Below are 26,656 nucleotides of genomic sequence, written 5' to 3' on the forward strand. Positions count from 1 at the left end.
TAACCATCAGGCGCTGTCCGATGAGGGTGCGGTGAGGGTGGGATGAACACCTGACAAGGGGTTGTCAAGCAGGTGTCGGCGGGCGGCAGAAGGGCATCCAGCGAGCCATGTCGGCACCTTGTTTGCGGAAAGTCACCCCTTCGGGGTGGCGTGCGGACCAGAATGATTCTGTGCCAAAGATCGACACTGGTCTGGCAAAGCTGCTCGCGCTGATCCTCGTGGCCAGCTCATTGACGGCCCCTTCGGCGTCGGTGAGCGTGTCACGCTCCGCGGTCGCGCGTGGCGGGTTGCCGGTCATACCGGGTCCACCGGTCGGCGAGCCCGCGGGCGCCGCCGACACCGGCGGGCGGTGCGCGGACCCCGCGGGGACATGGCTCGGCATGCGCTGGCGCAACGAACTGCGATGGCGGATCAACGAGCAGACGATCCCCGCGTACCTCGGCGACCGCGCAACCGTCGTCGCCTCCCTGCGCAGCGCCGCCACCACTGTGGACACCGGGCGCAACGACTGCGGGCTGCCGGCGAACCTCGGCATTCAGGAGTCGTACGCCGGCCACACCGACCATACGGCGGGCGTGACCGCTGCCGGTGGATGCGGTGAACGGGACGGGCACAACGCGGTCTCCTTCGGCCGGCTGGAGCAGGGCCTGCTCGCCGTCACCTGCATCTGGTGGTTCGGCGGCAAGGAGAACGGCCGCAGCGTCGAGACGGACGTCCTCATCGACGACACCGAGGGGCTGTTCTTCACCACCACGCCGGCGAACTGCTCGTCGCGGTGGGACCTGGAGGGCACCGTCACGCACGAGTTCGGGCACGCGTTCGGGCTGGGGCACGTGGCGTTCGCCGAGCACGGCACGCTGACGATGACCGACGGGCTCCCGGACTGCTCCACCGCGTACCGCGGACTCGGCCTCGGCGACTACCTGACGTTGAAGCAGCAGTACGGCACCAACTGACCAGGACCGTGGCAACGCTCCGGCAACCCGCCGCGTACCCGGTCGCGCTACCTGAGCTGGCGATCTTTGAGGGGACCACCCACCCCTCATGGGAGATCAGTTCATGTTGCGAAATCTCAAGCAGTTCGTCCTCGCCCCTGCCATGGCACTCGCCGCCACCGCCACGACGCTCGTCGTGGCCACCGCCCCGGCCGACGCCGCCGTCATCTCCGTCCGTGTCAACGGCACCCTCGCCGCCCGCAACGGTGCCGCCAACTGGTTCACCCAGACCCGCAAAATCAAGAACAAGCAGAAGGTCACGGTCACCTGCAAGGTCACCGGCCAGTACCTGCGCGGCAACGCCCGCCGCACCGCCCAGTGGGACCGCACCGCGATCGGTGACTTCATCTCTCACGCGTACGTGTCCGGCAACCCCAAACTGCCGACCTGCGTCGTCACCCCGCCGGCCCCGGCGCCCACGCAGGCTCCGGCCGTGGTCGCGGCGCCCGTCGCCACGGTCCCCGCGGGCCCGACCGGCACGATGACGAACGAGCAGTTCCTGGCCGCGTCGATCCCCGCCGCCCAGCAGAGCCAGCGCGACACCCGGGTGCCGACCTCGGTCACCCTCGCCCAGGCCATCCTCGAGTCCGGCTGGGGCCGCAGCTCCCTGTCCGCGAACGACCGCAACTTCTTCGGCATGAAGTGCTTCAACAACGCGCCGGGCTCCTACGCGGCCGGCTGCCACTCGTACAGCACCCAGGAGTGCAACGCCGCCGGCGTCTGCAGCACCACGGTCGCCACCTTCCGCACGTACGCCACTTCGGCGGCCTCCTTCACCGACCACGGCATGGCGCTGAAGAACCTGAGCCGCTACGCGGCCGCCTTCAACTACACGACCGACCCGAACCAGTTCATCGCCGAGGTCCACAAGGGCGGCTACGCCACCGACCCGCTGTACACCACGAAGCTGGTCAACCTGATGACCAAGTACAACCTGTACCAGTACGACCTGGCCCTGTAGTCACCTGCACGCTGCGTCTCAACGGCGGCGGTCATGCCCGGTTCACCCCGGACGTGGCCGCCGCCGGCTGCGTTCCGAGTGCATGGTCGACCAGCGAGCGGGTACGGTCCACGGCTTCAGGCCGGCAGAAGGGGCGCCCGCTCGGCGGAACTCAACAGCTACCGTCACCCAATTCCCTTGCTGGGGCCAGGCGTCAGAAACTCAACGCGCGCAGCGGCGACGTAGCGATCGCGCTGAGCCAGGAAGTGCTGGACGTGCGGCTGCCGCTCATGCTCCTCGAACGCCTCGCGATCGCGGTACAGCTCGTAGAACACCCGCACCAGCGGCTCGTCGTGGACGACATGCGTTGCGTAGACGAGCGTTCCGGGCTCGCTTGACTTGATCCCTTCACCAGTGGCCGCCACGAGTTCGTCGAACTCTTCTGCGCTACGTGCGTCCTTCAGGTCGAACCGGACGACGAGTGCGAACATGTCCCACACCTCTCTGGATCCAAGTTCAGCCCGATGGCTTCGGGCCGGCACGGGTGCACGTATGCCCGAGGCATCAGGATGCTTCCGAAGCTTCCCGGCAGAACCGTGGTGAAGCAAACGACGACGAAAACGCGGACCGGCAAGGGGGTGCCGGTCCGCGTTCTGTCAAACAGGGGGAAGAGGGTCAGGCGGCGTCCAGCGAGACCAGGAGGCCCTGGTTGACGGCGGCCATGAGGGCCTGGGAGCGGTTGTTGACCCGGAGTTTGCTGTAGAGCCGGGACACGTACGTCTTGACCGTGGCCTCGGAGACGGCGAGGCGCTGGGCGATCGTCGGCAGGCTCAGGCCGTCGCGCATGAGGGACAGGACCTCCTGCTCGCGCTGGCTGAGCAGGCCGGTCTGGCCGCGGCGGCGGGACAGGGCGGAGGACAGGCCCGGCGCGGTGAAGGAGTGCGGGGCGACCGCCGCGTGGCGGATGGCGGCGAGGACGGAGGGGATCGGGGCGGCCTTGGTGACGTAGGCGGACAGGCCGGCGTCGAGGGCGCGGTAGAGGAGGTTGTCGTCGCTGACCGCGCTGAGCAGGACGACGCCGAGGTCGGGGCTGGAGGCGCGCAGGCGGCGGGCGAGGCCGATGCCGTCGCTGTCGGCGAGGGAGGCGTCGATGGTCACGACGTTGGCGCGGGTCTCGGCGACGACGCGTTCCGCCTCGGCGGCGCTGCCGGCCTCGCCGACCAGAGTGATGTCCGGGACGGTCGCCACGACACGGTTGAGGCCGAGTCGGAGAAGGACGTGTTCATCGACGGCGACCAGTCGGATCGTCATCTGGGCTCCTCAGGAAGATGTGCCGTGGCCTGCACGTTTACGGTGTGGATCATTGCCAGGTAAGCGTCGCAGCCGGCCCCGCGGGGTCGCCAGAGGCTGCAATTGACCTGCGCTCGTCCGCAACCGTGCTGCACCGCAGGACAATCGGACACTGGTGGACACCGTCCACTCTTCGGGTGGATCTTCCAAAGGAGCGCCGCGGGAACACGCAGGGAGAAAGTCAGGGGCGGGGCAGGGTGACGCGCATGGTGGTGCCGCCGCCAGGGGTCTCGTCGATGACGAGGGTGGCCTCGTGGGCCTCCACGATGCGCTGGCAGGTGGCCAGGCCGATGCCGGAGCCCTCGACGTCGGTGCGCAGCCGGGTGAACATCTCCAGGACGCGGGGGCGGTCCTCGGCGGGGATGCCGACGCCGTTGTCGGCGATGGCGATGGTCCAGCCGTCGGGGGTCTCCGTGCCCGTGATCGCGATGTGGCAGTCGCGGCCGCGGTCACGGAACTTCAGCGAGTTGCTGACCATGTTCTGGACGAGGACGCGCAGTTGGGTGGGGTCGCCGTACGCCATAGGCAGGGGACCGATGTCCACTGTCGCCTGGGCGGCCGAGATTGCCGCGGTGACGTCGTCGACGACCTGGTGGACGACGGCGCCGAGGTCGACCGGGGCGAAGGACGGGCGTCCACCGAGCGACGCGTGCGACAGAACGTCCTCGATCATGCGCCACATGCGGGTCGCGGAGGACAGGGCCCGGTCGATGCAGCGCTTCGCGGTCGGGTCGGCCATGACCGCGTCGGTGTCGGCGAGCAGGGCCACGAAGCCCAGGACGCCGGTGAGCGGGTTCTTCAGGTCGTGGCTGACCTGGCCGGCGAAGTGCTGCAGCGAGGCGTTGGAGCGCTGCAGCTCGCGGGTGGTGCGCTGGACCTGGTCGAGGGCCCGCTCCAGCAGCTGGCCGTGCCGGTGCAGGTCCATCACGTCCATGACCATGCGGGCCAGCTTGTCGAGGCCTTCGCGCTGCTGCGGGGTGAGGTCGTGCGGTTTCTGGTCGAAGACGCACAGGGAGCCCAGCACGTGGCCGTCCCGGTCGCGCAGGTGCGCGGAGGCGTAGAAGCGCACGTCGTCGATCTCGCCGGTGACGAACGGGTTGCGGGCGAAGCGGGCGTCGAGGGTCGCGTCGGGCACGACGACGGTCTCCGGCTCGACGATGCTGATCGCGCACATCGAGTCCTCGCGGGCGCAGACCCCGGCCTCGAAGCCGTACGCGGCCATCTGGTGCTGCTGGTCCGCGGAGATGATGTTGACGACCGCGTTCGGTACACCGCAGATGTAGGCGGCGAGCTCGACGACCGACGGCAGGTCCGGCAGTGGGGGAGCCCCGATGATGCCGAAGTCCGCGAGGGATCGCAGCCGTTCCTGCTCGTCGATCGGGACCGGGTAGGCGCGCGTCGTCGTGCTGGTCATGGTGCCGACGATAGGCGCCGAAAGTTGCTGGTCAGCCCAGTTCGTACGCCAGCACCAGGGTGTGTGCGCCGTCCTCGGCGATCACGATCTCGCCGGCGCCGCTGATGCCGGTGAGATCGTCGGTGCCGGTGTCGGGCACGATCGTCCAGGAGCCGCCGCGCTGCCCGCCGGAGCCGGACGCGGTGTGGTGCAGCACGAAGGTGCCGGCGCGGCCGTGCAGGCTGCCGAGGAACCGCTCGAAGCCCACGTACGCCGCGGACCCCTCGACCGCGGCGCCGCACATCAGGGTCTCGGCCTCGCTGGTGCCGATGAAGTCACCGGTGAAGGTCTTGGTGATCCTGGTGCGGGACAGGCGGGCGCCGGGGCGCTCGTCGTACACGTCCTCTTCCCAGCCTTCGATACTGAACGGCGCGACGGCCTTGATTCCCATGCGCCACAGCCTGCCGCATGATCCTGACAGTTCGCGTCAGGAATGCGGCAGCGTGATGCTCACGGTGACGCCGCGCTGCTCCACCGACGTGAGCATGCCGCCGCCGTGCCGGGCGGCGATCTCCCGGCCCAGCATCAGGGCGAGCGCGCCGGTGCGGTGCTCGCCCGGGTGGTCCGGGTGCGGGATCCGCAGTGACAGCAGGCGTTCCGGGCTCAGCGGGCCGGCGACCGTGGCGACCACCCGCACCGTCCAGACCCCGGCATCCCGGGAGGCCGTCACGGTGATCGGGCGGTCCGCGTCGTTCACCATGCCCGCGACGTCGACGGCGGTGCGCAGCAGCTGCCGCAGCAGCGGCTCGTCGCCGAAGAGGTACGCGGCGTCCGGCACGTGCAGCGCCACGGCCAGCCCGCCGGTGACCTCGTTGAGCAGCGGGCGCAGGTCGACCCGCACCGCGTCGAGCGGGGCCTCGGCGGCCTCCAGCTCGGCCAGCAGCATGAGGTCGGCGACGGTGAGCTGCATGCGCTCGGCGTTGCGTCTGATGGCGGTCAGCGCGGCGTGCCGGTCGCCCGGGTCGAGCGTGAGGACGTCGTCCGGGGCGTCGAGCATGTTCGCGAACGTGATGATCGACGTCAACGGGGTCCGCAGTTCGTGCGCGGCCACCCGGATGAACTCGGTCCGCAGCTCGGTCATGCCCCGCCCGCCAGCGGCGGTCACTGCCGCGTCGGCTGATGCGGTGGTTTCGGTGGCGGTGTCGTCAGTGATGAGCACCCCCTCGGTCCTCCGGAAACGTTACAGGACATGTCATTACATTGCGTAGGATATGTGTGTACCAACAGTAAGCGGCAAATGTCGCGAATGGCTGCCGGCCGAGGAGAGCTTTGCGTGGAGAGACCGACCGTCTGGTTGACACGGGCCTGATCGAGGGTGCCGTGGTCGACCTGGTGGTTCGTGCCGCGAACGCGACCACCGTGGTGGACGCGCAGCGCCTCGTCGCGCAGTTCCGGGGCTTCTCTGGGGTCCGCTCCGCCGAGATCGTCTCCGCGCTGACGCCCGTCGTCGGCGAGCTCGACCTCCTCGAACGGCTCCCGGTGGGCCCCGCGCAGTGGGGGCAGGAACTGCGCGTCGAGTTCAGCGCCGCACCGGCCCGCACCGAGCTGCGCGCCGCCGCCGCGGAGATCGCTGCCGCGGCCGACCGGGCCCTGGTCCAGCCCTGCCGGGCGGTGGCGCCACCGCCGATGCTCGGCTCGCCGCTCGCGTGGGCGATCACCACCGGCGCGCGGGCGATGATCCTGACCGTCGATCCGGCCCGCGGCTGGAGCGCGTTGTCCGACTCGTTCGACACCGTGCTCGGGTACGACCGGCACAGACCCCCCGACTACCGCCTGATCGACCTGATCCACCCCGACGACCGGCCCGCGGCCGTCGCCATGTTTCTCACCTGCTGCACCGGCCGGCACCCGACCGGCACCGTCGACCTGCGGCTGTGCACCGCGGCCGGGCGGTGGCGCACCGTGGAGGTCGCCGCCCGCAGCTTCGTCGACGACGCCCAGGTCGGCGCGGTCGTCTTCTTCGGCATCGACGTGACCCGTCAGCGCGAGACCGAGCGGACCGTGCTCGTCGAGCAGCAACGCCTCGCCCGGCTCGTCGAGACGATGGGCGACGGGCTGCTGCTCCTCGACGAGCGGGGCCGGGTCGGCCTGGCCAACCTGGCGGCGCACCGGCTCCTGGACACGGGCCTGGCCGGATCCGACACCTCGCGCAGCCACGTGACCGAGGACGACCCGCTGGACTGGGCCGCGGTCATCGGCCGCGCGATCGAACGCCTCGGCGCCGACTCCACCCGCGTCGAGCGGTTGCGCGAGGCGTTCCGGCTGCGCAGCGCGATCGTCGGCGAGGAGATCCCGTTCGACGACGGCCGGGTCCTGGAGCTCGACCTGGTCCCGGTGGCCGGCCCCGGTGAGTCGGACTCCGGCACGCTCGTGCACATCCGCGACGTCACGGCCAGGGTGGCGATCCGTCACGGCCTGGAGGAACGCAGCCGCGGTCTCGAGGAGCGTAGCCGGGGCCTGGAGGAGCGCAACCAGGCGCTGATCGAGGCGACCGCGCTGAACAACGAGTTCGTCGCCACCGTCTCGCACGAGCTGCGCGGCCCGCTGTCCTCGGTCGTCGCGTTCGCGCACCTGCTCGGCGACGCCGCCACCGGAGACCTGTCCGAGGACCAGCGCACCTACCTCGACGTGATCGACCGCAACGCCAACCGGCTGCTGCGCCTGATCGAGGACCTGCTGCTGCTGTCCCGGCTCGAGGCCCGCACCCTGCACCTCAAACCGGTGCCGACCCGCCTGCCCGAGCTGCTCGCGGTCGCCGTCGCCGAGCGGACCCCGGTGGCCCTCGCCGCGGGCCTCCACCTGGTGCTCGAATGCGCCGACGGCCCCGAGCTGATCTGCGACGACACCCGGGTGCACCAGGTGGTGGACAACCTGGTGAGCAACGCGGTCAAGTTCACGCCCAGCGGCGGCCAGGTCACCGTGCGGGCCGGGCCCGCCGACGACGGATGGACGATCGCCGTGGCGGATTCCGGGGTCGGCATACCCGCCGCCGACCTGCCCAGGCTCTTCAGCGCATTTTTCCGCGGCTCCAACGTCGCCGCGGCCGTCGGGCGGCAGGTCATGCCCGGCACCGGGCTCGGGCTCGTGGTGAGCCGGGCCATCGTCGAACTGCACGGCGGCGGCATCAGCGTCGCCAGCACCGAAGGGGTCGGCACGACGGTCACGCTGTCGTTGCCTTCGCGACCAGCACGAAATGGGGGATGATCGTGAGCCGACTTCTCGTCGTCGAGGACGATCCGGATATCGCCATGGCTCTGCGCCTTTTGCTGACGCGGGCCGGACACCAGGTCGCACACGCCAAGGACGGCAGGACCGGACTCCGGGACGCCTACACGGAGCGTCCGGAGCTCGTCATCCTCGACATCGGCCTGCCCGGCATGGACGGCTGGCAGGTCCTGGAGCGGCTGCGGGACGTCAGTGATGTCCCGGTGCTGCTGCTGACCGCGCACGGGCAGGAGTCGGACAAGGTGCGCGGGTTGCGCGGCGGCGCCGACGACTACCTCACCAAGCCGTTCACCAACGCCGAGCTCGTGGCCAGGGTGGAGGCGCTGCTGCGGCGCAGCGCCGGACCCGCGTCGTGGGCCGACGAGGTGTACGACGACGGCGTCCTGCGCATCGACCCGGCCGCCCGTCGCACGTTCGTGGCCGGCGAGGAGGTGCGGCTCACGCCGACGGAGTTCCGGCTGCTCAACGTGCTCGTCCGGCACGCCGGTGCGGTGCTGTCGCCGAACCAGCTGCTCGCCCAGGCCTGGGACGACCCGACCGGCATCGGCCCGGAGCGGGTCAAGTTCGCGGTGCTGCGGCTGCGGCGCAAGCTCGGCTGGACCGACCCGGACGCCTCGCCGATCGAGTCGGTGCGCGGCTTCGGGTACCGGTACCGCCGCCCCGTGCTGGACCGGGCCGGCGAGTGACGTCAACCCAAGCGCAACTGGCCGGGACCGGGGCGGGGGACCCGGGCCCGGCAACCTGATACATGGAAAGAGCAGCCAGCCCCGCCAGGAAGAGAGCCCACATGATCGACCAGCTCGTCGACGGCCACGTCCACACCGCCTTCTCCTCCGGCCGGGACAGCGTCAGCGTCCTCGTGGCCAGCGCCGAGCAGGCCGGACTGACCGAGGTGACGTTCGCCGACCGCGTGGGACCCGACACGAGCTGGCTGTCGCCGTACCTGTCCTCCATCCAGCGCGCCCAGCAGCGCACCGACCTGGTCCTGCGCCGCGGCGTCGAGGTCGAGGCGATCGGCATCGACGGCTGGCTGGCGTTCCCGTCCGACCTCAACGGCCTGGAGGTCATCTCCGTCGGCCTCAACCGTCTGCCGCTGCCCGCCGGGCTGCTCAGCCCCGACGCCGTGCGGGGCCTCATCGACAACGGCACGATGCGCGCCCTGGACGTGATCGACCAGGTCGTCACCGTGACCGGGCTCGCCGTGGAGCGGGTCTCCCGCTACGCGCCGACCCGCCTGGCCCGCCCCCTGGACTTCCTGGCGCGGGCCGGGATCGACGAGGCCGCGGTGCCGGACTCGGCGATTGCGGAGCTGGTCGAGGCGTGCCGGGCCAACGGCACCGTCGTCGAGGTCAGCGAGCGGCACCGGCTGCCCGGGCTGCGGTTCGTCCAGGCGTGCGTCGAGGGCGGCGTGCGGCTGGTCGCGGTGAGCGACGGTGTCCGCGCGAGCGAGGTCGGCTACTACCGCTACGTCCGTGAGATCGCCGCGGCGCTGCACCGCTCACCCGCCACTGCCTGAAACCGTCCCGCCGAAGTCATGAACCCGCCGTGATCCGCCCGAAACGGGCTGATCACGGCGGGTCCGACTTTAGGATCGAAGATGTGTCGAAGGATCGCGAACTCGTCCTCGTCTCCCTGTTACAGGAGGCGACCCGGATCGCGAACGAGGCCGACCACATCGCCGACGCCGGACTGCCCGTGATCCAGGCGGTCTGCGCCGCCACCGGCTGGAACGCCGGCCATCTGTGCCTGCCGGACGAGCACGACCGCAGGGTCTTCGTGTCCACCGACATCTGGTTCGAGGACGTCCCCGGGTCCTTCGCCGGCCTGCGGGCGGCGAGTGAGGGGTTCCGCTTCACCTACGGCAGCCGGCTGCGGGCGCGCCAGGCGGCGCCGCGGCGCTCGAACACGTCGACGAGCGTGGTGTGCGCCTCGCCGCGGACCTTGCCGAGCAGGGCGATCGCGTTGGGCTCCACCGCCTGCCAGACCTCGTCGGAGAGCCGGACGAGGGCCTCGACCTGCTCCGGGTCGTCGTCGCCGGCGGCGATCGCGAGCAGCAGCTGGCGGGCGGGCTTGGCGAGCCTGGCGCGACGGGCCTCGCGGGCGCGGCGCACGGTCCGGCCGCCGACGATGAGGCCGCCGAAGACGAGGGCCGCGACGAGCAGGACCGCCAGCGCCACGATGGCGGCGCCGGCGAGCGTCACGTTCGCATCCGCGCCAGCACGGCCTCGACGCGGCTCACCAGCTCCCGGGGGCTGAAGGGCTTGACGATGTAGTCGTCGGCGCCGGCGCCGAAGCCGACCTCGACGTCGCCCTCCTGGGCGCGCGCGGTGAGCAGGATGATCGGCAGCGCCTTGGTCCCGGCGTCCTGCCGGAGCTGGCGGCACACGTCGATGCCGGACATGCCGGGCATCATGACGTCCAGCACCACGAGGTCCGGCGGGTTCTGGGTCGCCTCGGTGAGCGCGGCGAGCCCGTTGTCGACGGCGACGACGTCGTAGCCGGCCTGTTCGAGCTTGAACGCGACGAGGTCCCTGATGTCCATGTCGTCGTCGGCGACCAGGATCGCGGTCATGGGCCCTCGCTCCCCTCGGCGTTGAGAATTTCATGATATGTGGCATTTAGCCGGAATGTCGGTGATCCAGAAGGGCGCCGGCCGATGGCCGGCGCCCCGAAGGCGTGAGACTCAGAACCGCGTCTGCTTGGTGCGGGCCGCGTCGCGGTTCAGCGCGTGCTGCATCGGCCCGAGGTTGCCGGTTGCCGGCGGGCCCTGCGGCGGCCGCTCGTTGGTGGCGTGGGTGAGGCCGGAGGCCGAGGCGATGCCCCGCGCGATCGTCGCCGGCGTCGCGGTCACCGGCCGGTTGACGGCCGTCTTCGTCGCGGCCTCCTCGCAGAACCGCTTGAAGCCCTTCAGGTCGGCCTTGAGCCGCCGGTTGAGCACCTCGACGGCGTGCTGCTCGGTCGGCATCAGCTCCCGGGCGTCGATCTGCAGTTCCGCGATGACCCTGGTCATCCCGTCCGCCATCGGCTCCAGCCGCAGCGCCTCGCTGACCTGCGGGCCGTCGAGGGCCTCCCAGCACAGGAACTCGCCGGGGCGGGTCTCGGTGATCCTGGCGTCGAACTCGGCCCGGTTGCCGCCGATGTCCAGCACCATGTGCGCGGTCGAGGCGTCGATCGGCGCCATGCTCATCACGCCGGACATGAACTGGGGGTAGTTCTCGAAGTGGGTGAGCTGCTCGTACGCGACCCCGGCCGGGACGGCCACCTCGATGGACTCTCGTGCGGTGCTCATGGTGGTCCCCCTTGCTCTCGGATGCCCAACACGGTACCGACGGGTACGCCCTAGTTGAGACCGATTCGCGGTTTCTGCAACGCTGATGGCCCCCGCGAGATCGCGGGGGCCATCAGTCACCGGGGAGGTGGGTTCAGACGGTCAGGGTCCAGGTGTCGAGCGTGCCCGTGTCGCCGGCGAAGACGTCCGTGACCTTCAGGGTCCACACGCCGTTGCGGGTCTCGCTGGACAGGTCGACGACGTAGGTGGCGTTGAGGTTGGCGACATCGTCACCGGAGATCGAGCTCTTCAGCTTGTACGCGGTGCCGTCCGGGGCGATCAGGTCGATGCGCAGGTCGCCGCGGTCGGCGTGCTTCACGGCAACCTTGACGGTCGCGGCCTTGGCACCCGTGCCGGCGCAGTTGGCGATGGTGACCTTGCTGGAGACGGTGGCGCGGTCGGCGATGAACATGTCGGCACCGTTGGTGCCCGCGGCGCAGGCGGCCGGCGTGGTCGGGGCGGGCGTGGTCGGGGTGGTCGGGTTGGTCGGCGCTGGGGCGGAGATCAGGCCGGCGGTGTAGAGCAGCTTGTTCGGCGAGCCGCTGCCGGCACCCGTCACGACGTTGCTGATGGCGCTGTTGACCAGCGCGTCACGGACCTGCGCCGGGGTGGCGGTCGGGTGACCGGCCAGGTAGAGCGCGGCCGCGCCGGCGACGTGCGGGGTGGCCATCGAGGTGCCGCTCATCTTCTGCGTGCCGGTGTTGCTGCTGTTCGCGCTGGACAGGATGTTCACGCCGGGGGCGAAGAGGTCCAGGCAGGAGCCGAAGTTGGAGAAGCTGGCGCGGGCGTCCTTGCTGTCCGTCGCGCCGACCGTGATCGCCTCGGGCAGGCGGGCCGGGGACTTGGTGCAGGCGTTGGCGGAGTCGTTGCCGCCGGCGACCGCGTAGGTGACGCCGGACGCGATCGACTTCTTGACCGCCTCGTCGAGGGTGGAGCCGGCCGAGCCGCCCAGGCTCATGTTCGCCACGGCGGGCTTGACGGCGTTCTTCGTCACCCAGTCGACGCCGGCGATGATCTGCGAGTAGGAGCCGCTGCCCTGGCAGTCCAGCACCCGGACGCCGACCAGCTTGACGTCCTTGGCCACGCCGTAGGTGGCGCCACCGACGGTGCCGGCGACGTGCGTGCCGTGGCCCTGGCAATCGGTCGAGTCCGCGTCCTTGTCGACGAAGTCGTAGCCGGACCGCGCCCGCCCGCCGAACTCCGAGTGGGTCGCCCGCAGGCCGGTGTCGATGATGTACGCCGTGACGTTGCTGGCCGGCCCGTATGTGTAGGTCCCGTTCAGCGGCAGCGCCTGCTGGTCGATGCGGTCCAGGCCCCAGGTCGCGCTCGTCTGCGTGGTGGCCTCGACCTGGACGATGCGGTCCTGCTCGACGTACTTGACGGCCGGGTCGGCGGCGAGGCGGCGCGCGGCGGTGGAGCTCATCGAACCGGAGAAGCCCTTGACCGTGCTGTCGAACCGGGTGCTCACCGAGCCGCCGACCTTGCCCGCGAGGGCGTCGGAGGTCGTCGTCGAGCCGTCCTTCAGGACCACGATGTAGCGGTCCTTGAGCGCCCCGTCCTCGCCGGCGCCGAGGACGGTGCCCATGGCGGGGGCGGCCGAAGCGGCGGAGGCGAAGGTGAAGGAGCCGGCAGCGGCGGCGGTCATGGCCAGAACGGTGAGAACGCGGCGGTTCAGCATATGTCTACATCCCTTGCTTTCATTTTCTCCGTCATTGCCTTGCAGAAATAAGATTGCGGGCCGCCGGTGGCGCCCCCGGGACCCGTGCAGGTGCAGGGAAGTTGCGCGCGTTCCGGAGCTTCCGGCCGCGACGCCCCGCCGGCCGGTCCGCGCCTCCGGCGGCCCTTCCTTCCCCGCCGACCGGCCGACACCGACCGGTCGGACCTTGCCTCCGACGGGGCTGCGCCGACCGGCCGACGCTGACCGGTCGGACCTCGGCTCCGACCGGGCTGTGCCCGGTTGCGCGCCCGGACAGCGCAAAGCCCGCCCGGACGTCGTCCGGGCGGGCTTTGCCGTGCGATGGGGTCAGAGCTTCACGTTGAAGCACGGGTCGGCGGCGATCTTCTTGAAGCCGGCGAGGGCCTCCGGGGTGTCGTCCATGCGGATGTCGTGGCCGTTCTGGTCCTTCGCGGTCTCGAAGTAGACCAGGCCCTTGATCTGCGGCATCTTCGCCAGCTGCGGCAGGACGGTGGCGTACACGTCGGCCTTGTTCTTGCCCACGACCGTCGCCGACGAGTCGTAGACGCCCCACTCAGCGACCATGATCGGCTTGCTGGGGTGGTTGGTGGTGGCCCAGGTGTACCAGCCGGGGAACTTCGCCTTGTCGTTGGTGCGGTTCATCAGGTAGTTGAAGTCGCCGTAGTGGAAGCCGCCCGGCTGTGCGTTGTTGTACGTGTCCACGCCGACCCAGTCCACCACGTCGTCGCCGGGGTACAGGTCGCCCCACCAGGACGTGTTGTTCCACTTCTCGTAGTTCATGTACGCGACGACGAAGACGGCGTTGGTGACACCGTTGGCCTTCATGCGCAGCGCGGTGTGGCGGAACATCGCGGCGTAGTCCTTGGCGGTCATGCCGGAGCCGGCGGTGGCGTTGACGTCGTTCTCCGGCTCGTGGTGCAGGACCATGAAGAACTTCCTGGTGCCGTAGTTGGTCTTGATGTACGTGGAGAGGCGGTCGATGCGCGCGTCCTGGTCGCCCTTGGCGACGTTGGCCCACTTCGTGCCGTAGCCGACCTTCCAGTTCAGCATCAGGGTGCGCGGGCTGGCCGGGTCGCTGCTCATGGCGATCTCGTCCTTGGTCGGGAAGAGCTCGTCACCCTTGTGGTACGTGTGGTAGATCGTCGACGTCCGGCCGGTCTTCTGCTCGAAGGTCTTCAGCGCCTCGTCGCGGGGCACGTCGGAGAAGCCACCGGCGGCGGCGCCCCACAGCACGCCGCAGGACGGCACGAGCTTCGCGTCGACCTTGCACTCGGCCGGCCTGGTCGGGGTGGGCGTGGCCTCGACCGGCTTCGTCGCGGGGGGCGTGGTCGTCGGGGGCTTCGTCGCCGGGGGTGTCGTCGTCGGGGGCTTCGTCGCCGGCGGCTTGGTGGCGGCCGGGCGGGTCACGGTGAGGGTCAGGGCGGGCTGGCCGGTGGTGGCCTCGGCCGACCTGAAGCGGGCCGGGCTGTTCGCGACCCGGGAGGTCACCGCGAACGTGTAGGTCCCGGCGCCCTTGACGACCGGGCTGACGTCGAAGGAGACCGCGGCCGCGCCGCTCTTCGGCCTGGCGGTGCTGACGGCCGCGCCGACGGCCGGGTCGTTCTTCGCGGAGAGGGCCTTCTCGGTCCACGCCATGTCGGCGACCTTGCTGATCGTCAGCGCGTTCGGCAGGGTCCTGCTCTCGCGGGTCAGGACGACCTGGGCGCTCTTGACGGTCACCCCGGTGCCGGGGGAGGGGACCGTGAACTTCAGGTAGGTGACCATCGTGTCGCTGCCGGAGCGGCCCGCCACCAGGGTGTTCGACGTGCCGAAGGTGTACGTCGGGCGGCTGCTGGAGCTGTAGCCGTCCTCACTCGCACCGGTGCGGACGATGTCGGTGGTCTCGGCGCCGGCGGTGCCGGAGAAGGTCACGGTGCCGGCGGCGGCACCAATGGCGAGGGCGGCGAGCGGCATCAATGTGCGGGTGTGGCGGCGAATCATCTATGTGGGCCCTTCCGTGGATGGCGAATCCCGTGCAGCGGTGGTGCCGTCCGGCGTTGTCATCCGGACCTCCACAAGATTCGGCAACCCGGGTTACACCCCTGGTTCGCCGTGCGTTGCCGTTCGGGTGCCCGCCCTCCGGCCGTGCTGTCCACAGTGGACTGACAGAGCGTGTACCGCGCTCATGAGCAGGTGGCCGGGCGGATGGTGTCGAGAAGTTGCCGTGGGGGTATGTGACGCGCACGAGTCATGCATCAGACGAACGGCCAGAGTCGGCAACCCGGCAGTGACCAAATGCCAACGCGTCCGAACTAGTCGCTCAAATCAGGCGAACGTATTGTTAGGTGGGTAAGGAGCAACACCGAGTAAATGCCACATTTCATTTCGCAGCTGACCGCTTCGACTCGAGGAGACTGAGATGACCCCGATGCTGATCTCGCGCCCGGCCGTTCACGTCGTCCCCGAGCTGACGGGGGAGCGCTGCGACAGCTGCGGTGCCGCCGCCAAGGCTCGAGTGACGTTCGGCGCCGCCGGTGACCTGTCGTTCTGTGGCCACCACACCAACAAGTACGCCGACCGGATCGCCGCCACCGCGGACAAGATCGTGGTCGAGGCGGGCTTCGACTGGCGCGGCTGACCACTCGCAGACCTGGGCGGGCCTCCTCCGGTGGGGGCCCGCCTTTTGCGTGCGTGCGTGTTGTCCGTTAGCTGCAGAAAAATCGCATATGTGATAGCTAGCATCTGAGCGTGCAGCGCAAGCCGAGTCCCCATCCCCGCCCTGTCCCGATGGCGGGCCGGCCTTTCGTGGCCCTTGCCGTCGCCGGCGTCTTTCTGGTGGCATTCTCGGCGGCGGTGCCGGCGATGCTGGATCGGGCGCTGTCCGGCTTCGCGATGCTCGTCGCCCTCGGTGCGGCCGGTGCGGCCGTGCTCCTGGTGCGGCACCGCTCCGACCGGCTCAAGCGCTCCCTCGCCAGCGCCTCGGCGCGCACCAAGGGGCTCGAGCGGGAGCTGCGGCAGCGCGCCGGCCGGGACCCGGTGACCGGGCTGGCGAACCGGCGACAGCTCACCGAGCGGCTCGACCAGGTGCTCACCGGCGTCACCCCCGGCGTGACGGTCGCGCTGCTCGACCTCGACGGCTTCAAGGACGTCAACGACACGCTCGGCCACGCGGCCGGCGACGAACTGCTGGTGCAGGTGTCGCGGCGGCTGCGGGCGGCGCTGCCGGACGCCGACGTCCTGGCCCGGCTCGGCGACGACGAGTTCGCGGTCGTCTGGCGCGGCGCCGACCATGCGGTTGAGGACGCCCTCGCGCAGTTGCGGCCCTCGTACCCCGTGGCCGGTCGGCAGGTGCACCTCACCGGCAGCGCCGGTCTCGTCGCGGTCGGCGACCAGCGCAGCTCCACCGATGTGCTGCGCGACGCGGACCTCGCCCTCGATGCGGCGAAACACGCCGGCAAGGACAGGATCGTCCGGTTCGACCCGGACCTGCGCGCCGCCGCGGCCCGCCACCGCGAGCTGGCCGCCGGCCTGCGCCGGGCCCTCGACGAGGACGAGTTCGAGCTGCACTACCAGCCGGTCGTGCGCCTCGCCGACGGCCGGATCACCGCGGTCGAGGCGCTGCTGCGCTGGCCGGCCGCCGGGGTGCCGCCGCTGGCGTTCATCCCGGTCGCCGAGGCCACCGGGCTGATCGTGCCGCTCGGCTGGTGGGTGCTGCGGCAGGCCTGCACCGACGCGCGCGCCTGGCACGAGCGCGACGGCGTCGCCGTCACCGTCAACGTCTCCGGGCACCAGCTGCGCGAGCAGGACTTCGTCGAGCGGGTCCTCGCCGTCCTCGAGGAGACCGGCCTGCCGCCCGCCGCGCTGGTCCTCGAGCTCACCGAGTCCGTCCTGGTCGACGACGCCGAACGCACCGCACGCCTCGGCCGGCTGCGGGACCGGGGGGTGCGCATCGCCGTGGACGACTTCGGCACCGGCTACTCGTCGCTGGCGTACCTCGTACACCTCCCGGTCGACATCCTCAAGATCGACCGGACGTTCACCGCGTCCGGCGTCGACTCCACCCTGATGCGCGTCATCCTGCAGCTGGCGGAAGGGCTGGCGCTGCACACGGTGGCCGAGGGGGTCGAGACGGCCGCGCAGGCGACCGCCCTTCGAACGCTCGGGTGCCAGTACGCGCAGGGCTACCTGTACTCCCGGCCGGTCCCCGCGGGCGCGCTGTTCAGTTGATTTGTCTGTGTGCTGTCACCCTGTCCGCAACCTGGCGGACACAGCGGTACACCCGCGGGAGCGTGTGATTGGAGGACGCCGAAGGGGGTACAAGATGACGCCGCAACTCCTGGAACACGTCCGGGCCGAAGCGCTGTTCGTCTCCGACGTGCAGTCCTCCGATCCCATGAGCCCCGAGCACATCCGCACGGCCGTGATGCGCAGCGTCCGCCGGCACGGGCCGCGGGGATGCGCCGCGCTGGTGGCCCACGAGTTCGGTGAGCACCCCGACACCGCGGTCAACCGGATGGGTTGGGTGCTGGGGGTCGTGCGGCTGGCGTACGCCGCCTGAGGGTTTCTGTCGTACCCCTGGGTGAGAATCCGGGGTATGAGATTCGTCGAGCTGGCCTCCGTCTCCGCCGCTGTCGCGCGGACCTCGGGGCGCAACGCCAAGATCGACCTACTCGCCGAGGCACTGCGGAAGCTGGAGCCCGCTGAGGTTTCGCCCGGGGCCTCCTACCTGTCCGGTGAGCTGCGCCAGCGCCAGACCGGTGTCGGCTATGCGTCGCTGCGGGAGCTGCCACCGCCCGCCGGGACCGCCTCGCTGTCGGTGACCGACGTCGACGAGGCCTTCGCGGCGATGGCCCAGCTGGCCGGCAAGGGCTCGCAGGCCGCCCGCCGGGAGCGGGTCGCCGCCCTCTTCGGCGCCGCCACCGAGGCCGAGCGCCACTTCCTCGTCGGCCTGCTCAGCGGCGAGCTGCGGCAGGGCGCCCAGGCCGGCCTGCTGGTCGACGCCGTCGCCCGCGCCTCCGGCGTCCCCATCGCGGCCATCCGCCGGGCGCTGCTGCTCGCCGGCGACCTGAAGATCGTCGCCGTCGACGCGCTGACCGCCGGCGCCGAAGCCCTGGACGCCTACCGGCTCACCGTCGGCCGCCCGCTCGCCCCGATGCTCGCGCAGAGCGCCGCGACCGCGACCGACGCCCTGGCCGACACCGGCGCCCCGGCGGCCGCCGACACCAAGATCGACGGGGTGCGGATCCAGGTGCACCGGGCCGGCGAGCAGATCGCCGTGTTCAGCCGCAGCCTCGACGACCTCACCGCCCGCGTGCCCGTGGTCGTGGAGGCGGTCCGCGGCCTCGCCGTGTCCTCCGTGGTGCTCGACGGCGAGGCTGTCGGCGTCGACGACACCGGCCGGGCCGTGCCGTTCCAGGAGACGTCGAGCCGGGCGGCGCGCCGCGACGGCACCGCCGTGCTCCAGCCGTTCTTCTTCGACATCCTGCACCTCGACGGCGTCGACCTGCTCGACGAGCCGGCGTCGGTGCGGTGGGCGGCCCTCGAACGGGCCGTGCCGGCCGCGCTGCGGGTCGAGCGCGTCATGCTCGACACGGCGGAGGACGCCGAGCGGGTGTTCGCGGCCGCGGTCGCCGCCGGGCACGAGGGCCTCGTGGTCAAGTCCGCCGCAGCGCCCTATGACGTCGGCCGCCGCGGCGCCGCCTGGGTCAAGGTCAAGCCCCGGCACACGCTCGACCTCATCGTCCTCGCCGTCGAGTGGGGGCACGGCCGGCGCAAGGGCCTGCTGTCCAACCTGCACCTCGGCGCCCGCGACCCGCGGACCGGCGACTTCGTGATGCTCGGCAAGACGTTCAAGGGCATGACCGACGAGATGCTGCGCTGGCAGACCGAGCGGCTGCGGGGTCTCGCCGTCGAGGAGTCCGAGTGGGTCGTCAAGGTCCGGCCCGAGCTGGTCGTCGAGATCGCGTTCGACGGGGTGCAGACCTCACCGCGCTATCCCGGCGGCGTCGCGCTGCGCTTCGCCCGCGTCCTGCGCTACCGGGAGGACAAGCGCGCCGACGAGGCCGACACGATCGACGCCGTGCGGGCCATCCACACGCCGCCCGCGGCCGGTGCGTGACGGGTCCGGCTCGATCGGCTCAGGCGGGGGTGTCGTGGAATTCGTCCAGGGGGTCTTCCGGCTCGGGGCCGCGGGCCTCGCGGCGGGCCGGGTAGGCGAAGCCGTAGCGGGTCGGCGTGGCGAGCAGCCACCGGCGTTCCGTGGCGCGTTCTGCTGGGTCGCCGGGGGGAGGGTCGTCGGCTCAGGCGGGGGTGTCGTGGAATTCGTCCAGGAGGTCTTCCGGTTCCGGGCCGCGGGCCTCGCGGCGGGCCAGGTAGCCGAAGCCGTAGAGGGTCAGCGCGGCCAGCAGCCACCACTGCAGCACGTAGCCCGCGTTCTGCAGCGCGTTCTGCTTCTCCGGCGCGACCGCCGTCAGGCCCGGCGCCGGCTGGTCGATGCTGACGTAGGCGTCGTAGATGGCATAGGGCATGGCCGGCGCGATCGCCGACGGCGTGATCCGGCGGATCTCCAGGCGGCCGTTGACCTCCTTCGGCGGGCCGCCGCGGCTCTCCGCCGGCCGCAGCCGCCCGAGCACGGTCTGTTCACCGTCGGGCGCGACCGGCACGGTGGGCATCGCGAGCGCACCGCCCTCGGCCGGCGCCACCCAGCCCCGGTCGACCAGCACCGCGGTGCCGTCGGCGAGGACCAGCGGGGTCAGCACCTCGAAGCCGACCCGGCCCTCCACCGTCCGCCCCCGCACGAGAATCTCGCGGGAGGCGTCGAAGCGGCCGACGACCTGCACCCGCAGCCACTCCGTGTGACCGCCGGGCGCCGCGCCGACCGTGCCGGGCGCGCCGCCGGGGTGCGGCACCACGCCGGTCAGCGGCACCGGCGTGGCCGACGTCCCCGCCGTGATCCGGGCGTTGATCGACGCCCGTTGGTGATAGCGATCCAGCTGCCAGAAGCCCAGAAGCACCATCACGGTCGCCGCGGCGACGGTCAGCGCGGCGTAACCGAGCCACCGGGGCGACGCGAGAAACCGGTACACAACCAAGCACGGTATCCGGTGCGTTCCGGACAGTTGCTGTGGCGCCCACCCGGTATCGTCCGGGACACACGTTTGCCCCAGCGCCAGAGGAGCATCATGAGCACGATCCCGAGGCTGGTGATCAGCGCGCCATCCTCCGGTCACGGCAAGACTGCCGTCTCCGTAGGTCTGTTGTCCGCGCTGTCGGCCCGGGGTTACCGGGCCGCCGGGTTCAAGATCGGCCCCGACCACGTCGACGCCGCCTACCTGGGCCTGGCCGCCGGCCGCCCGGGGCGCAACCTCGACCCGCGCATGATCGGCGCCAAGCGGATCGGCCCGCTGTTCGCCCACGGCGCCGGCTCGCTGGACATCGCCGTGGTCGAGGGCACGATGGGCCTGTTCGACGGGCTCGCGGGCCGCACCGACAGCGAGTCGACCGCCCAGATCTCCGGGCTGCTGCGCGCGCCGGTGGTCCTCGTCGTGGACGTCGGCGCCATGGGGCAGTCCGTCGCCGCGCTCGTGCACGGCTTCCGCGCCTATGACGAGCTGCTCTGGCTCGGCGGCGTCATCCTCAACCGGGTCGCCTCCTCCCGGCACGAGCAGCTGCTCCGCGAGGCCCTCGACGACATCGGCGTGCCCGTGCTCGGCGCCCTGCGCCGCCACGCCCTCACCGACATCGGCGACGCCGGCGCGCCACTGCCGTCCCGGCACCACGGTGTCGCCCCCGTCGTGCACCACAACCTCGACGCGGTCCGCGCCGTCCGGCGCCTCGGCGAGGTCATCGCCGGCGCCGTCGACATCGACCGGACCATGGCCCTGGCCCGCTCCGCGCCCAGGCTCACCTCCGACCCGTGGAGCGCCGCCGAGGAGGTCGCCGCCGCGCGCACCGCCGAGCCGGCCGTCGCCCGCATCGGCCGCCGCCCCATCATCGGCGTCGCCTTCTCCTATCCGGAGACCGCCGAGCTGCTCACCGCCGCCGGCGCCGAGGTCGTCCCGTTCGACCCGCTGCGCGACGAGTTCCTCCCCGACGGCGCCGACGCCCTGGTCGTCGGCGGCGCCCTGCCCGAGTCCTACGCGGAGGAGCTGGGCTTCAACAGCCGCCTCCGCGCCGCCGTCGCCGCGCACGCCGCCGCCGGCAAGCCCATCGCCGCCGAGGGCACCGGCCTGGTCTGGCTCTGCCGCGACTTCAACGGCCGCCCCATGTGTGGCGTCGTGGACGCCTCCGCCCGCGAGACCGACCTCGTCGTCCTCGGCTACCGCGAGGCCACCGCCCGCAGCTCCTCCGTCCTGCTGCCCGTCGGCGCCCAGGTCGTCGGGCACAAGATGCACCGCACCACGATCAGCCCCCGGGCCGGCCTGCAGGCCGCCTGGACCTGGGCCGGCGGCCCGGCGGAGGGCTTCGTGCACCGCGGCGTCCACGCCTCCTACCTCGGCCTGCACTGGGCCGGCACGCCGTCCATCGCCTCCCGGTTCGTGGCCGCCACCGGCGCCGCTGCAGCTCCGGCCCAGGGCCAGTGGACGACGCCCAGCGCCCACCCCTACGGTCGCCCGTCCGTGGTCCCGGCCACCCAGGCCCCGTCGGGCAGCGGCTCGACGCTGCAGTTCCCGGCCGCGGCCACCGCGGCTGGCGCTCCCGCCGCCGCCAACCTGTCGAAGGCCGGCGCGCCCGGCCCGACCGTGCCCGACCCGGCGCGCGGGCCGATCGACCCGGCCGCTTCCGGCGCGGCCCCGGTGTCGGCTCCGGCCGCTCCCGGTTCGGCCCCGGTGTCGGCTCCGGCTGCTTCCGCTGCGGGTCTGGCGTCCGCTCCGGCTGCTCCCGGTTCGGCCCCGGTGTCGGTCCCGGCTGCTTCCGCTGCGGGTCTGGCATCGGCTCCGGCTGCTCCCGGTTCGGCCTCGGTGTCGGCGTCGGCTGCTTCCGGTGCGGGTCTGGCATCGGCTCCGGCTGCTCCGGGCTCGGCCCCGGCCGCTTTCGCGGGTCTGGCGTCCGCGCCGGCTGCCCCGGCCGCTTTCGCCGCGCCCGGCGGCGTCCCGGCTGCCAGCCCGGTGTCGGTCCCCGGCCCGGTCTCGGCTCCGGGCGGGTTCGTCGCCTCGGCGCCGACGACCTATTCGCCGCCCGCCCCGGTCGTGGGCCCGGGCGCCGTGACGCCGGTGTCGGCCCCGTCCACCTATTCGTCCCCCGCGCCGGTGTCGGCACCGTCCGGCTACCCGTCGCCCGCGCCGTCCACGTACCAGTCGCCCGCGCCGTCCACGTACCAGTCGTCGGCGCCGTCTCCCTACCCGCCGTCGGCGCCGGTGTCGTCCACCTACTCGTCGTCCGGCTACTCGTCGTCCGGTGTCTCCGCCAGCTCGACCGGTCCGGCCGGCCCGGTGCCGGCTCCGTCGGCGTACGCCGCGCCGGGCCCGGCCGCGGGCGCCCCGGCGCACGCACCCGCCGGCCCCCGCCCGCCTGCCGCAACGGCGCCCAGCGGTCGCCCGCTGGCTCCGACACGGTCGCTCGCCGGCGCGTCGGCAGACGCCGCCACGGGCGCCCGGGCGGACCGCCCGGCGGCAACCGGGTCGGGGAGCGAGGAGGCGCCGACCGCCGTCATCCAGACGGCGGCGACCTCAGGCGCACCATCACCCGCAACCTCGTCCGGCATCTCACCCGCAACGTCGTCGGGCATCTCGCCCGGCGCCTCGTCGGGCATCTCGTCCAGCGCTTCGGCGGGCCCGACGGCCGGCACCAGCGGCGACGACGACCTCGACGGGATCGCGTCGAGCCCGTTCGGTCCCACCAGCCGGGCCGGTGTCGCACTGGCGTCCGCCAGCCACGCAGCGAGTTCCGGCACCCAGCCGACGGGGTCGGGCACTGCGGTGGCGCCCGGGGTTGGGCCGTCCACCGCGACTGTTGAGGCGAGCGTTAGGGTGCCTTCCACCCCGAACCCGCCCACGCCGGCCTCCGGACTGCCATCGTCTGGGGTTGTGCCGACGACCGTCTCCGCTCCGCCTGTGTCCACCCAGTCCCCGACCTCGCCGCCCACCACCAGGCCACCGGGGGGTGCGGCGAGCTCCGGCGGCGCTGTCGCTCCCGTGTCCGGAGCCGCCGTGACCGGTGCCGAGACCACCGGTGGGTCCGATCCCGGATCAGGGACCGGTGCCTCCGGGTATCGGCCCGCGGAAGGGTCCGGGGCGCCGGCGGCGACGTCGTCCGCTGTGCCGGTGTCGACGCCGCCGTTGAGCGGGCAGAGCGGGCACCAGTGGTCGAGTGCGCCGGCGACGTCGTCCGCGGTCCCGGTCTCGTCGGCCCCGATGCCGACCGTCGCGGCGCCCGTCTCGGCGGCGCCGGCCGGGATGACGGTGATCCCCGCCGCCGGGTCCGACCTGGTCGCGTCCGACGAGGCGCCGACCGCGTACCTGCAGCTTCCGGCCCAGGGCCACGACCCGCTCGGCGCCGCCGACCACAGCCCCGTCTCGGCGCCGCCGGACTCCGGCACCGCGGCGCGTGGCGCCATGACCGGCGAGCCGGTGCGGGGCGCCGCCTCCGGGGAGCCGAGGTCCGGGCATTCGAGGCCCGGGGAGGGCACGACCGGCGAGGCAGGGCGTGGCGGGGATGCCGCGGACGGGCCGCCCACGTCGGGGCCGCCCGCCGGCGGGGCGACGGAGGCCGCCTAGTGTCGACCTGGTCGGTGGCGTTGCGCCGCTTCCCCTCGCTGTCGGTCCAGACGCCCAGGTTGTCGGTGCGGCCGTTGTGCGCCGACGACGACAAGCGGGTCGGTGAGATCTTCGCGGACCGTCTCGTGCGTCGGTGGCTGCCGATCGCGCAGGACGACAACAGCGAGTTCGACGGCTATTCGTGGTGCACGGAGCTGGCCGTGGAGCGGCGCGACAGCGGTGCCGGCGACCACTACGGTGTCGTGCGGCGCGAGGACGAGCGGCTCGTCGGCTGCCTCTGGACGAAGAACACCGACTGGCTGAACCGGTCGACGGAGATCGCCTACGCGGTGGCCGCCGACGCCCGCGGCTACGGTGTCGCCCCCGAGGCGGTCGACGTCCTGGCGCTGTCGCTGCTGCTGGAGCACCGGTTCCAGCGGATCGAGCTGCGGGTCGCACCCGGCAACGTGGCGTCGCGGCGGGTGGCGGAGAAGGCAGGGTTCACCTACGAGGGCCTGATGCGCAACGCCGGTTCCCTGCACAGCGGCCGGGTCGACCTGGAGAGCTGGTCGCTGGTCCCCGCCGACATCCGCTGACCGCGCCGGTGCCCCGCGGGTCGAGGTCACGGGCCGCATCGGGGCATGGCCGTCGACGTGAGGGTCGTTCCATCCTGTTTGTCGGTATTGTTCCACCATCCGTGCCGTCGCGGCGTTGATCGAAGTCGCGGACCGGCCGTCCGGACGGCACCCGGCGGCGGGGTGAGGGGAAGTCAGCGGCGGGGTTTGAAGGCGCGAGGTTTGGCGTTCACGCCGTAGGCGACCATCGTGCTCGGCGGGGTGAACTGGCGCACGGCGGTGCCGGCGAGGGCGTCGCGGAGCGTCTCGGCGACCGCCTCGCGGGGTTTGCCGGCGTTGGCAGTGCCGACCCGGTGCAGCGGGTTGTCGGGGTCGGCGATGAAGCCGGCGATCGTCAGCCCGGGCGTCATGCCGACGAACCAGGCGGCCCGGTTGTCGTCGGTCGTCCCGGACTTGCCGGCGACGGGGCGGCGGATGGTGGGGTACACCTTCGACGCGGTGCCCCAGCCACCGCAGTCGCCGGTGGCGGCCTTGAAGCCGGTGACGCATCGGGCCGCGTCGACCGCGCCGCGGGCCACGTCGGGGGAGAGGACGCGGGCACAGCGCGTGGCGGCCACCGGTACCCCTGCCGCATCTGTTGCCTCGGTGCCGTCGACCTGTCTGATCGAGATGACGGGGATGGGTTCGCAGTGGGTGCCGTCGGCGGCGACGGTCGCGAAGGCGCCCGCCATCTCCAGCGGGGTGGTGTCGGCGACGCCCAGGGTGAAGGCGCCCCACGTCTTCGCCTTCGCCGGGGAGGCCTGCAGCCGGTCGATGCCGGTGCGCCAGTGCAGGCCCAGGCGCTCCGCCATGCGGACCGCGGACTCGGCGCCGACGCGCTGTTCGAGTTGGACGAAGAAGGTGTTGACGGACTTGCCGAAGCCGGACCACATGGTCTGGCGGCCGGTCATGGAGCTGGAGGCGTTGGAGGGGCACCAGCTGTCGACGCCGCAGCGGGCCGGGCTGTCGCGGCCGGTCTTGTACTTCGACACGAAGGTCTTCGGGGAGTTGATCGCGGTCGACAGGGGCATGCCCTGTTCGAGGGCGGCGAGCAGCGTGAACATCTTGAAGGTGGAGCCGGCCTGGTAGCCGGCCATGTCGCCGCCGCCGAGCAGCGGGTTGACCGTGTTGGGGTAGTTGCCGCGGAGGCGTTTGCGCTGGCGGGGGTCGGAGTGCGGGCCGTTGCTGGCGCGGTCGAGGGAGTAGGTGCGGTTCACGGCCATGGCGCGGATGAGGCCGGTGCCGGGTTCGACGGCGACCTGGCCCAGGGCATACGGGCTGCGGGTCTTCTCCCGCTTCAGCACCTGCGCCTGTGCGATGGCCTGGATGCGCGGGTCGAGCGAGGTGACCACGCTGTAGCCGCCGCGGCGCAGCTTGTCCAGGCGCTCGTCGGGGGTGGCGCCGAGCCCGGGCTGGTCGCTCCACCAGGACCGGAACATCGCGCAGAAGAAGCCCCAGCCGGGTTGGGTGGCGAGGCAGTCGTTCGGCGGTTCGCTGAGCTTCAGCGCGATCGGGGTGGCCCGCGCGGCCGAGGCCGCCGCAGCGTCGAGGTAGCCGAGTTCGGCCATCCGGTCGATGACGTAGTCGCGCCGCTGCTTGGCGGAGGTGCCCGCGGTGCCGGAGGTGCCGGCCGGGTCATACGAGGACGGCGCCTGGACCAGGCCGGCCAGCAGCGCCGCCTCGGGGACGGTGAGGTCGGCGGGGCGCTTGGAGAAGTACACCTCGGCGGCGGCGAGGACGCCGTAGGCGCGGTGCCCGAAGTAGGCGACGTTGAGATACCGCTCCAGGATCTCGGTCTTGCTCATGTGCTTCTCGAGCTCGATGGCGAGCTTCATCTCGCGCAGTTTGCGGGCGCCGGTCTGCTCCGTCGCCTCGGAGACCTCGGCCGGGGTGTCGGCGCTGTCGCGCAGGACGTTGCGCACGTACTGCATGGTGAGCGTCGAGGCGCCCTGCGAGACGGCGCCGGCCTTCTGGTTGGCGACGAACGCGCGGGCGACGCCCTTGAAGTCGACGCCGTGGTGCTCCCAGAAGCGGGCGTCCTCGGCGGCGACGATGGCCTTCTGGATGTTGGGCGAGATCGTCTCGAGGGTGGTGTACGTGCGGTACTCCTCGTAGAACTGCGCGAGCAACGTCGTGCCGTCGGCGGCGTAGACGTGGCTGGTCTGCGCGGGCGGCGACGAGCGCAGCGCGCCGACGGGGGTGGCGAGGGCGTCGGTGCCGCGCTTCACGCCCGCGCCGGTGAGGGCGACCATCGGATAGATCAGCGCGGCGATCGCGAGCCCGACGATGAGCCCGGTCCGGACGAGGGCCACGAATCCGCCGGCCACCCGGAGCGTGCGCGCGATCACATCTCCAAGCTAGGACAAATCGCCTCGCCGTACG

Annotated in this window: 23 protein-coding genes; 11 read left to right on the forward strand and 12 right to left on the reverse strand. The window is 72.0% G+C overall.

Features of this window, described 5'->3' with window-relative positions:
• Positions 1 to 170: 170 nt before the first annotated feature.
• Together ACFPIJ_RS26925 and gsmA are read left to right on the forward strand one after the other, a co-directional pair.
• Complete coding sequence (locus tag ACFPIJ_RS26925; protein ID WP_380118531.1) at positions 171 to 956, forward strand: zinc metalloprotease; 786 nt, start codon at positions 171 to 173, stop codon at positions 954 to 956.
• Positions 957 to 1,059: 103 nt separating this feature from the next.
• Positions 1,060 to 1,956, forward strand: a complete 897-nt coding sequence (gsmA, locus tag ACFPIJ_RS26930) for a sporangiospore maturation cell wall hydrolase GsmA (protein ID WP_380118534.1) — start codon at positions 1,060 to 1,062, stop codon at positions 1,954 to 1,956.
• Positions 1,957 to 2,120: 164 nt separating this feature from the next.
• On the opposite strand, the gene ACFPIJ_RS26935 is transcribed toward gsmA, so the two are convergent.
• From ACFPIJ_RS26935 to ACFPIJ_RS26955, 5 genes are all read right to left on the reverse strand, one after another.
• Complete coding sequence (locus tag ACFPIJ_RS26935; RefSeq protein WP_380118536.1) at positions 2,121 to 2,426, reverse strand: putative quinol monooxygenase; 306 nt, start codon at positions 2,424 to 2,426, stop codon at positions 2,121 to 2,123.
• Between the two features lie 184 nt (positions 2,427 to 2,610).
• Positions 2,611 to 3,246: a response regulator transcription factor gene (locus ACFPIJ_RS26940; protein ID WP_380118539.1), complete on the reverse strand. Its 636-nt coding sequence runs from the start codon at positions 3,244 to 3,246 to the stop codon at positions 2,611 to 2,613.
• Between the two features lie 220 nt (positions 3,247 to 3,466).
• Positions 3,467 to 4,699, reverse strand: a complete 1,233-nt coding sequence (locus ACFPIJ_RS26945; protein WP_380118542.1) for a GAF domain-containing sensor histidine kinase — start codon at positions 4,697 to 4,699, stop codon at positions 3,467 to 3,469.
• A 31-nt stretch (positions 4,700 to 4,730) separates the two neighbouring features.
• Positions 4,731 to 5,129: a DUF3224 domain-containing protein gene (locus tag ACFPIJ_RS26950; protein WP_380118543.1), complete on the reverse strand. Its 399-nt coding sequence runs from the start codon at positions 5,127 to 5,129 to the stop codon at positions 4,731 to 4,733.
• 36 nt (positions 5,130 to 5,165) lie between these two features.
• A complete protein-coding gene (locus ACFPIJ_RS26955; RefSeq protein ID WP_380118546.1) occupies positions 5,166 to 5,897 on the reverse strand; it encodes a sensor histidine kinase in 732 nt (243 codons plus the stop codon).
• 161 nt (positions 5,898 to 6,058) lie between these two features.
• Between ACFPIJ_RS26955 and ACFPIJ_RS26960 the strand changes: the two genes are divergently transcribed.
• The 3 genes from ACFPIJ_RS26960 (at position 6,059) to ACFPIJ_RS26970 (ending at position 9,479) form a co-directional block, all read left to right on the forward strand.
• Positions 6,059 to 7,942, forward strand: coding sequence for a sensor histidine kinase (locus ACFPIJ_RS26960; protein WP_380118549.1), 1,884 nt, complete (start codon positions 6,059 to 6,061; stop codon positions 7,940 to 7,942).
• The gene (locus tag ACFPIJ_RS26965) at positions 7,939 to 8,649 is read left to right on the forward strand and encodes a response regulator transcription factor (RefSeq protein ID WP_239135998.1); all 711 of its coding nucleotides are present in this window, start codon (positions 7,939 to 7,941) and stop codon (positions 8,647 to 8,649) included. The genes ACFPIJ_RS26960 and ACFPIJ_RS26965 overlap by 4 nt, the downstream gene beginning before the upstream one ends.
• Before the next feature lie 101 nt (positions 8,650 to 8,750).
• Positions 8,751 to 9,479: a hydrolase gene (locus ACFPIJ_RS26970; protein ID WP_380118552.1), complete on the forward strand. Its 729-nt coding sequence runs from the start codon at positions 8,751 to 8,753 to the stop codon at positions 9,477 to 9,479.
• A gap of 340 nt (positions 9,480 to 9,819) precedes the next feature.
• On the opposite strand, the gene ACFPIJ_RS26975 is transcribed toward ACFPIJ_RS26970, so the two are convergent.
• From ACFPIJ_RS26975 to ACFPIJ_RS26995, 5 genes are all read right to left on the reverse strand, one after another.
• Positions 9,820 to 10,164, reverse strand: coding sequence for a hypothetical protein (locus ACFPIJ_RS26975; protein ID WP_380118555.1), 345 nt, complete (start codon positions 10,162 to 10,164; stop codon positions 9,820 to 9,822).
• Entirely contained in the window at positions 10,161 to 10,535 is a 375-nt protein-coding gene (locus ACFPIJ_RS26980) for a response regulator transcription factor (RefSeq protein ID WP_203847576.1), read from the reverse strand. Before ACFPIJ_RS26980 ends, ACFPIJ_RS26975 begins: the two co-directional genes overlap by 4 nt.
• Before the next feature lie 111 nt (positions 10,536 to 10,646).
• A complete protein-coding gene (locus ACFPIJ_RS26985) occupies positions 10,647 to 11,252 on the reverse strand; it encodes an SRPBCC family protein (RefSeq protein WP_380118557.1) in 606 nt (201 codons plus the stop codon).
• A gap of 133 nt (positions 11,253 to 11,385) precedes the next feature.
• Positions 11,386 to 12,936: a S8 family peptidase gene (locus ACFPIJ_RS26990; RefSeq protein WP_380118559.1), complete on the reverse strand. Its 1,551-nt coding sequence runs from the start codon at positions 12,934 to 12,936 to the stop codon at positions 11,386 to 11,388.
• Positions 12,937 to 13,314: 378 nt separating this feature from the next.
• Positions 13,315 to 14,967: a CBM96 family carbohydrate-binding protein gene (locus ACFPIJ_RS26995; protein WP_380118562.1), complete on the reverse strand. Its 1,653-nt coding sequence runs from the start codon at positions 14,965 to 14,967 to the stop codon at positions 13,315 to 13,317.
• A gap of 418 nt (positions 14,968 to 15,385) precedes the next feature.
• On the opposite strand from ACFPIJ_RS26995, the gene ACFPIJ_RS27000 reads away from it, so the two are divergent.
• The 4 genes from ACFPIJ_RS27000 (at position 15,386) to ACFPIJ_RS27015 (ending at position 19,084) form a co-directional block, all read left to right on the forward strand.
• Positions 15,386 to 15,604: a DUF7455 domain-containing protein gene (locus ACFPIJ_RS27000; RefSeq protein WP_327008736.1), complete on the forward strand. Its 219-nt coding sequence runs from the start codon at positions 15,386 to 15,388 to the stop codon at positions 15,602 to 15,604.
• 149 nt (positions 15,605 to 15,753) lie between these two features.
• A complete protein-coding gene (locus ACFPIJ_RS27005) occupies positions 15,754 to 17,193 on the forward strand; it encodes a putative bifunctional diguanylate cyclase/phosphodiesterase (RefSeq protein WP_380118565.1) in 1,440 nt (479 codons plus the stop codon).
• 94 nt (positions 17,194 to 17,287) lie between these two features.
• Positions 17,288 to 17,524: a hypothetical protein gene (locus ACFPIJ_RS27010; protein ID WP_203847581.1), complete on the forward strand. Its 237-nt coding sequence runs from the start codon at positions 17,288 to 17,290 to the stop codon at positions 17,522 to 17,524.
• A gap of 36 nt (positions 17,525 to 17,560) precedes the next feature.
• Positions 17,561 to 19,084: an ATP-dependent DNA ligase gene (locus tag ACFPIJ_RS27015; RefSeq protein WP_380118568.1), complete on the forward strand. Its 1,524-nt coding sequence runs from the start codon at positions 17,561 to 17,563 to the stop codon at positions 19,082 to 19,084.
• 181 nt (positions 19,085 to 19,265) lie between these two features.
• On the opposite strand, the gene ACFPIJ_RS27020 is transcribed toward ACFPIJ_RS27015, so the two are convergent.
• Positions 19,266 to 20,051 carry an SURF1 family cytochrome oxidase biogenesis protein gene (locus tag ACFPIJ_RS27020; protein ID WP_380118570.1) on the reverse strand — a complete coding sequence of 262 codons (786 nt, stop codon included), beginning with the start codon at positions 20,049 to 20,051 and terminating at the stop codon, positions 19,266 to 19,268.
• Positions 20,052 to 20,147: 96 nt separating this feature from the next.
• On the opposite strand from ACFPIJ_RS27020, the gene ACFPIJ_RS27025 reads away from it, so the two are divergent.
• Entirely contained in the window at positions 20,148 to 23,681 is a 3,534-nt protein-coding gene (locus ACFPIJ_RS27025) for a cobyrinate a,c-diamide synthase (RefSeq protein WP_380118573.1), read from the forward strand.
• Positions 23,681 to 24,256: a GNAT family N-acetyltransferase gene (locus tag ACFPIJ_RS27030; RefSeq protein WP_380118575.1), complete on the forward strand. Its 576-nt coding sequence runs from the start codon at positions 23,681 to 23,683 to the stop codon at positions 24,254 to 24,256. The genes ACFPIJ_RS27025 and ACFPIJ_RS27030 overlap by 1 nt, the downstream gene beginning before the upstream one ends.
• 173 nt (positions 24,257 to 24,429) lie before the next feature.
• On the opposite strand, the gene ACFPIJ_RS27035 is transcribed toward ACFPIJ_RS27030, so the two are convergent.
• A complete protein-coding gene (locus tag ACFPIJ_RS27035; RefSeq protein ID WP_380118577.1) occupies positions 24,430 to 26,622 on the reverse strand; it encodes a transglycosylase domain-containing protein in 2,193 nt (730 codons plus the stop codon).
• Positions 26,623 to 26,656 lie beyond the last annotated feature (34 nt).

Source organism: Dactylosporangium cerinum (assembly GCF_042653625.1).
Taxonomy (GTDB): Bacteria; Actinomycetota; Actinomycetes; order Mycobacteriales; family Micromonosporaceae; genus Dactylosporangium; species Dactylosporangium cerinum.

Coding starts and splice junctions, on each gene's coding strand:
- ACFPIJ_RS26995 (WP_380118562.1), bottom strand. CDS start 14,967: ATGATTCGCCGCCACACCCGCACATTGATGCCGCTCGCCGCCCTCGCC.
- ACFPIJ_RS27005 (WP_380118565.1), top strand. CDS start 15,754: ATGGCGGGCCGGCCTTTCGTGGCCCTTGCCGTCGCCGGCGTCTTTCTG.
- ACFPIJ_RS26985 (WP_380118557.1), bottom strand. CDS start 11,252: ATGAGCACCGCACGAGAGTCCATCGAGGTGGCCGTCCCGGCCGGGGTC.
- ACFPIJ_RS27015 (WP_380118568.1), top strand. CDS start 17,561: ATGAGATTCGTCGAGCTGGCCTCCGTCTCCGCCGCTGTCGCGCGGACC.
- ACFPIJ_RS26970 (WP_380118552.1), top strand. CDS start 8,751: ATGATCGACCAGCTCGTCGACGGCCACGTCCACACCGCCTTCTCCTCC.
- ACFPIJ_RS27025 (WP_380118573.1), top strand. CDS start 20,148: ATGAGCACGATCCCGAGGCTGGTGATCAGCGCGCCATCCTCCGGTCAC.
- ACFPIJ_RS26945 (WP_380118542.1), bottom strand. CDS start 4,699: ATGACCAGCACGACGACGCGCGCCTACCCGGTCCCGATCGACGAGCAG.
- ACFPIJ_RS26935 (WP_380118536.1), bottom strand. CDS start 2,426: ATGTTCGCACTCGTCGTCCGGTTCGACCTGAAGGACGCACGTAGCGCA.
- ACFPIJ_RS26990 (WP_380118559.1), bottom strand. CDS start 12,936: ATGACCGCCGCCGCTGCCGGCTCCTTCACCTTCGCCTCCGCCGCTTCG.
- ACFPIJ_RS27010 (WP_203847581.1), top strand. CDS start 17,288: ATGACGCCGCAACTCCTGGAACACGTCCGGGCCGAAGCGCTGTTCGTC.
- ACFPIJ_RS26980 (WP_203847576.1), bottom strand. CDS start 10,535: ATGACCGCGATCCTGGTCGCCGACGACGACATGGACATCAGGGACCTC.
- ACFPIJ_RS26940 (WP_380118539.1), bottom strand. CDS start 3,246: ATGACGATCCGACTGGTCGCCGTCGATGAACACGTCCTTCTCCGACTC.
- gsmA (WP_380118534.1), top strand. CDS start 1,060: ATGTTGCGAAATCTCAAGCAGTTCGTCCTCGCCCCTGCCATGGCACTC.
- ACFPIJ_RS26965 (WP_239135998.1), top strand. CDS start 7,939: ATGATCGTGAGCCGACTTCTCGTCGTCGAGGACGATCCGGATATCGCC.
- ACFPIJ_RS26950 (WP_380118543.1), bottom strand. CDS start 5,129: ATGGGAATCAAGGCCGTCGCGCCGTTCAGTATCGAAGGCTGGGAAGAG.
- ACFPIJ_RS27000 (WP_327008736.1), top strand. CDS start 15,386: ATGACCCCGATGCTGATCTCGCGCCCGGCCGTTCACGTCGTCCCCGAG.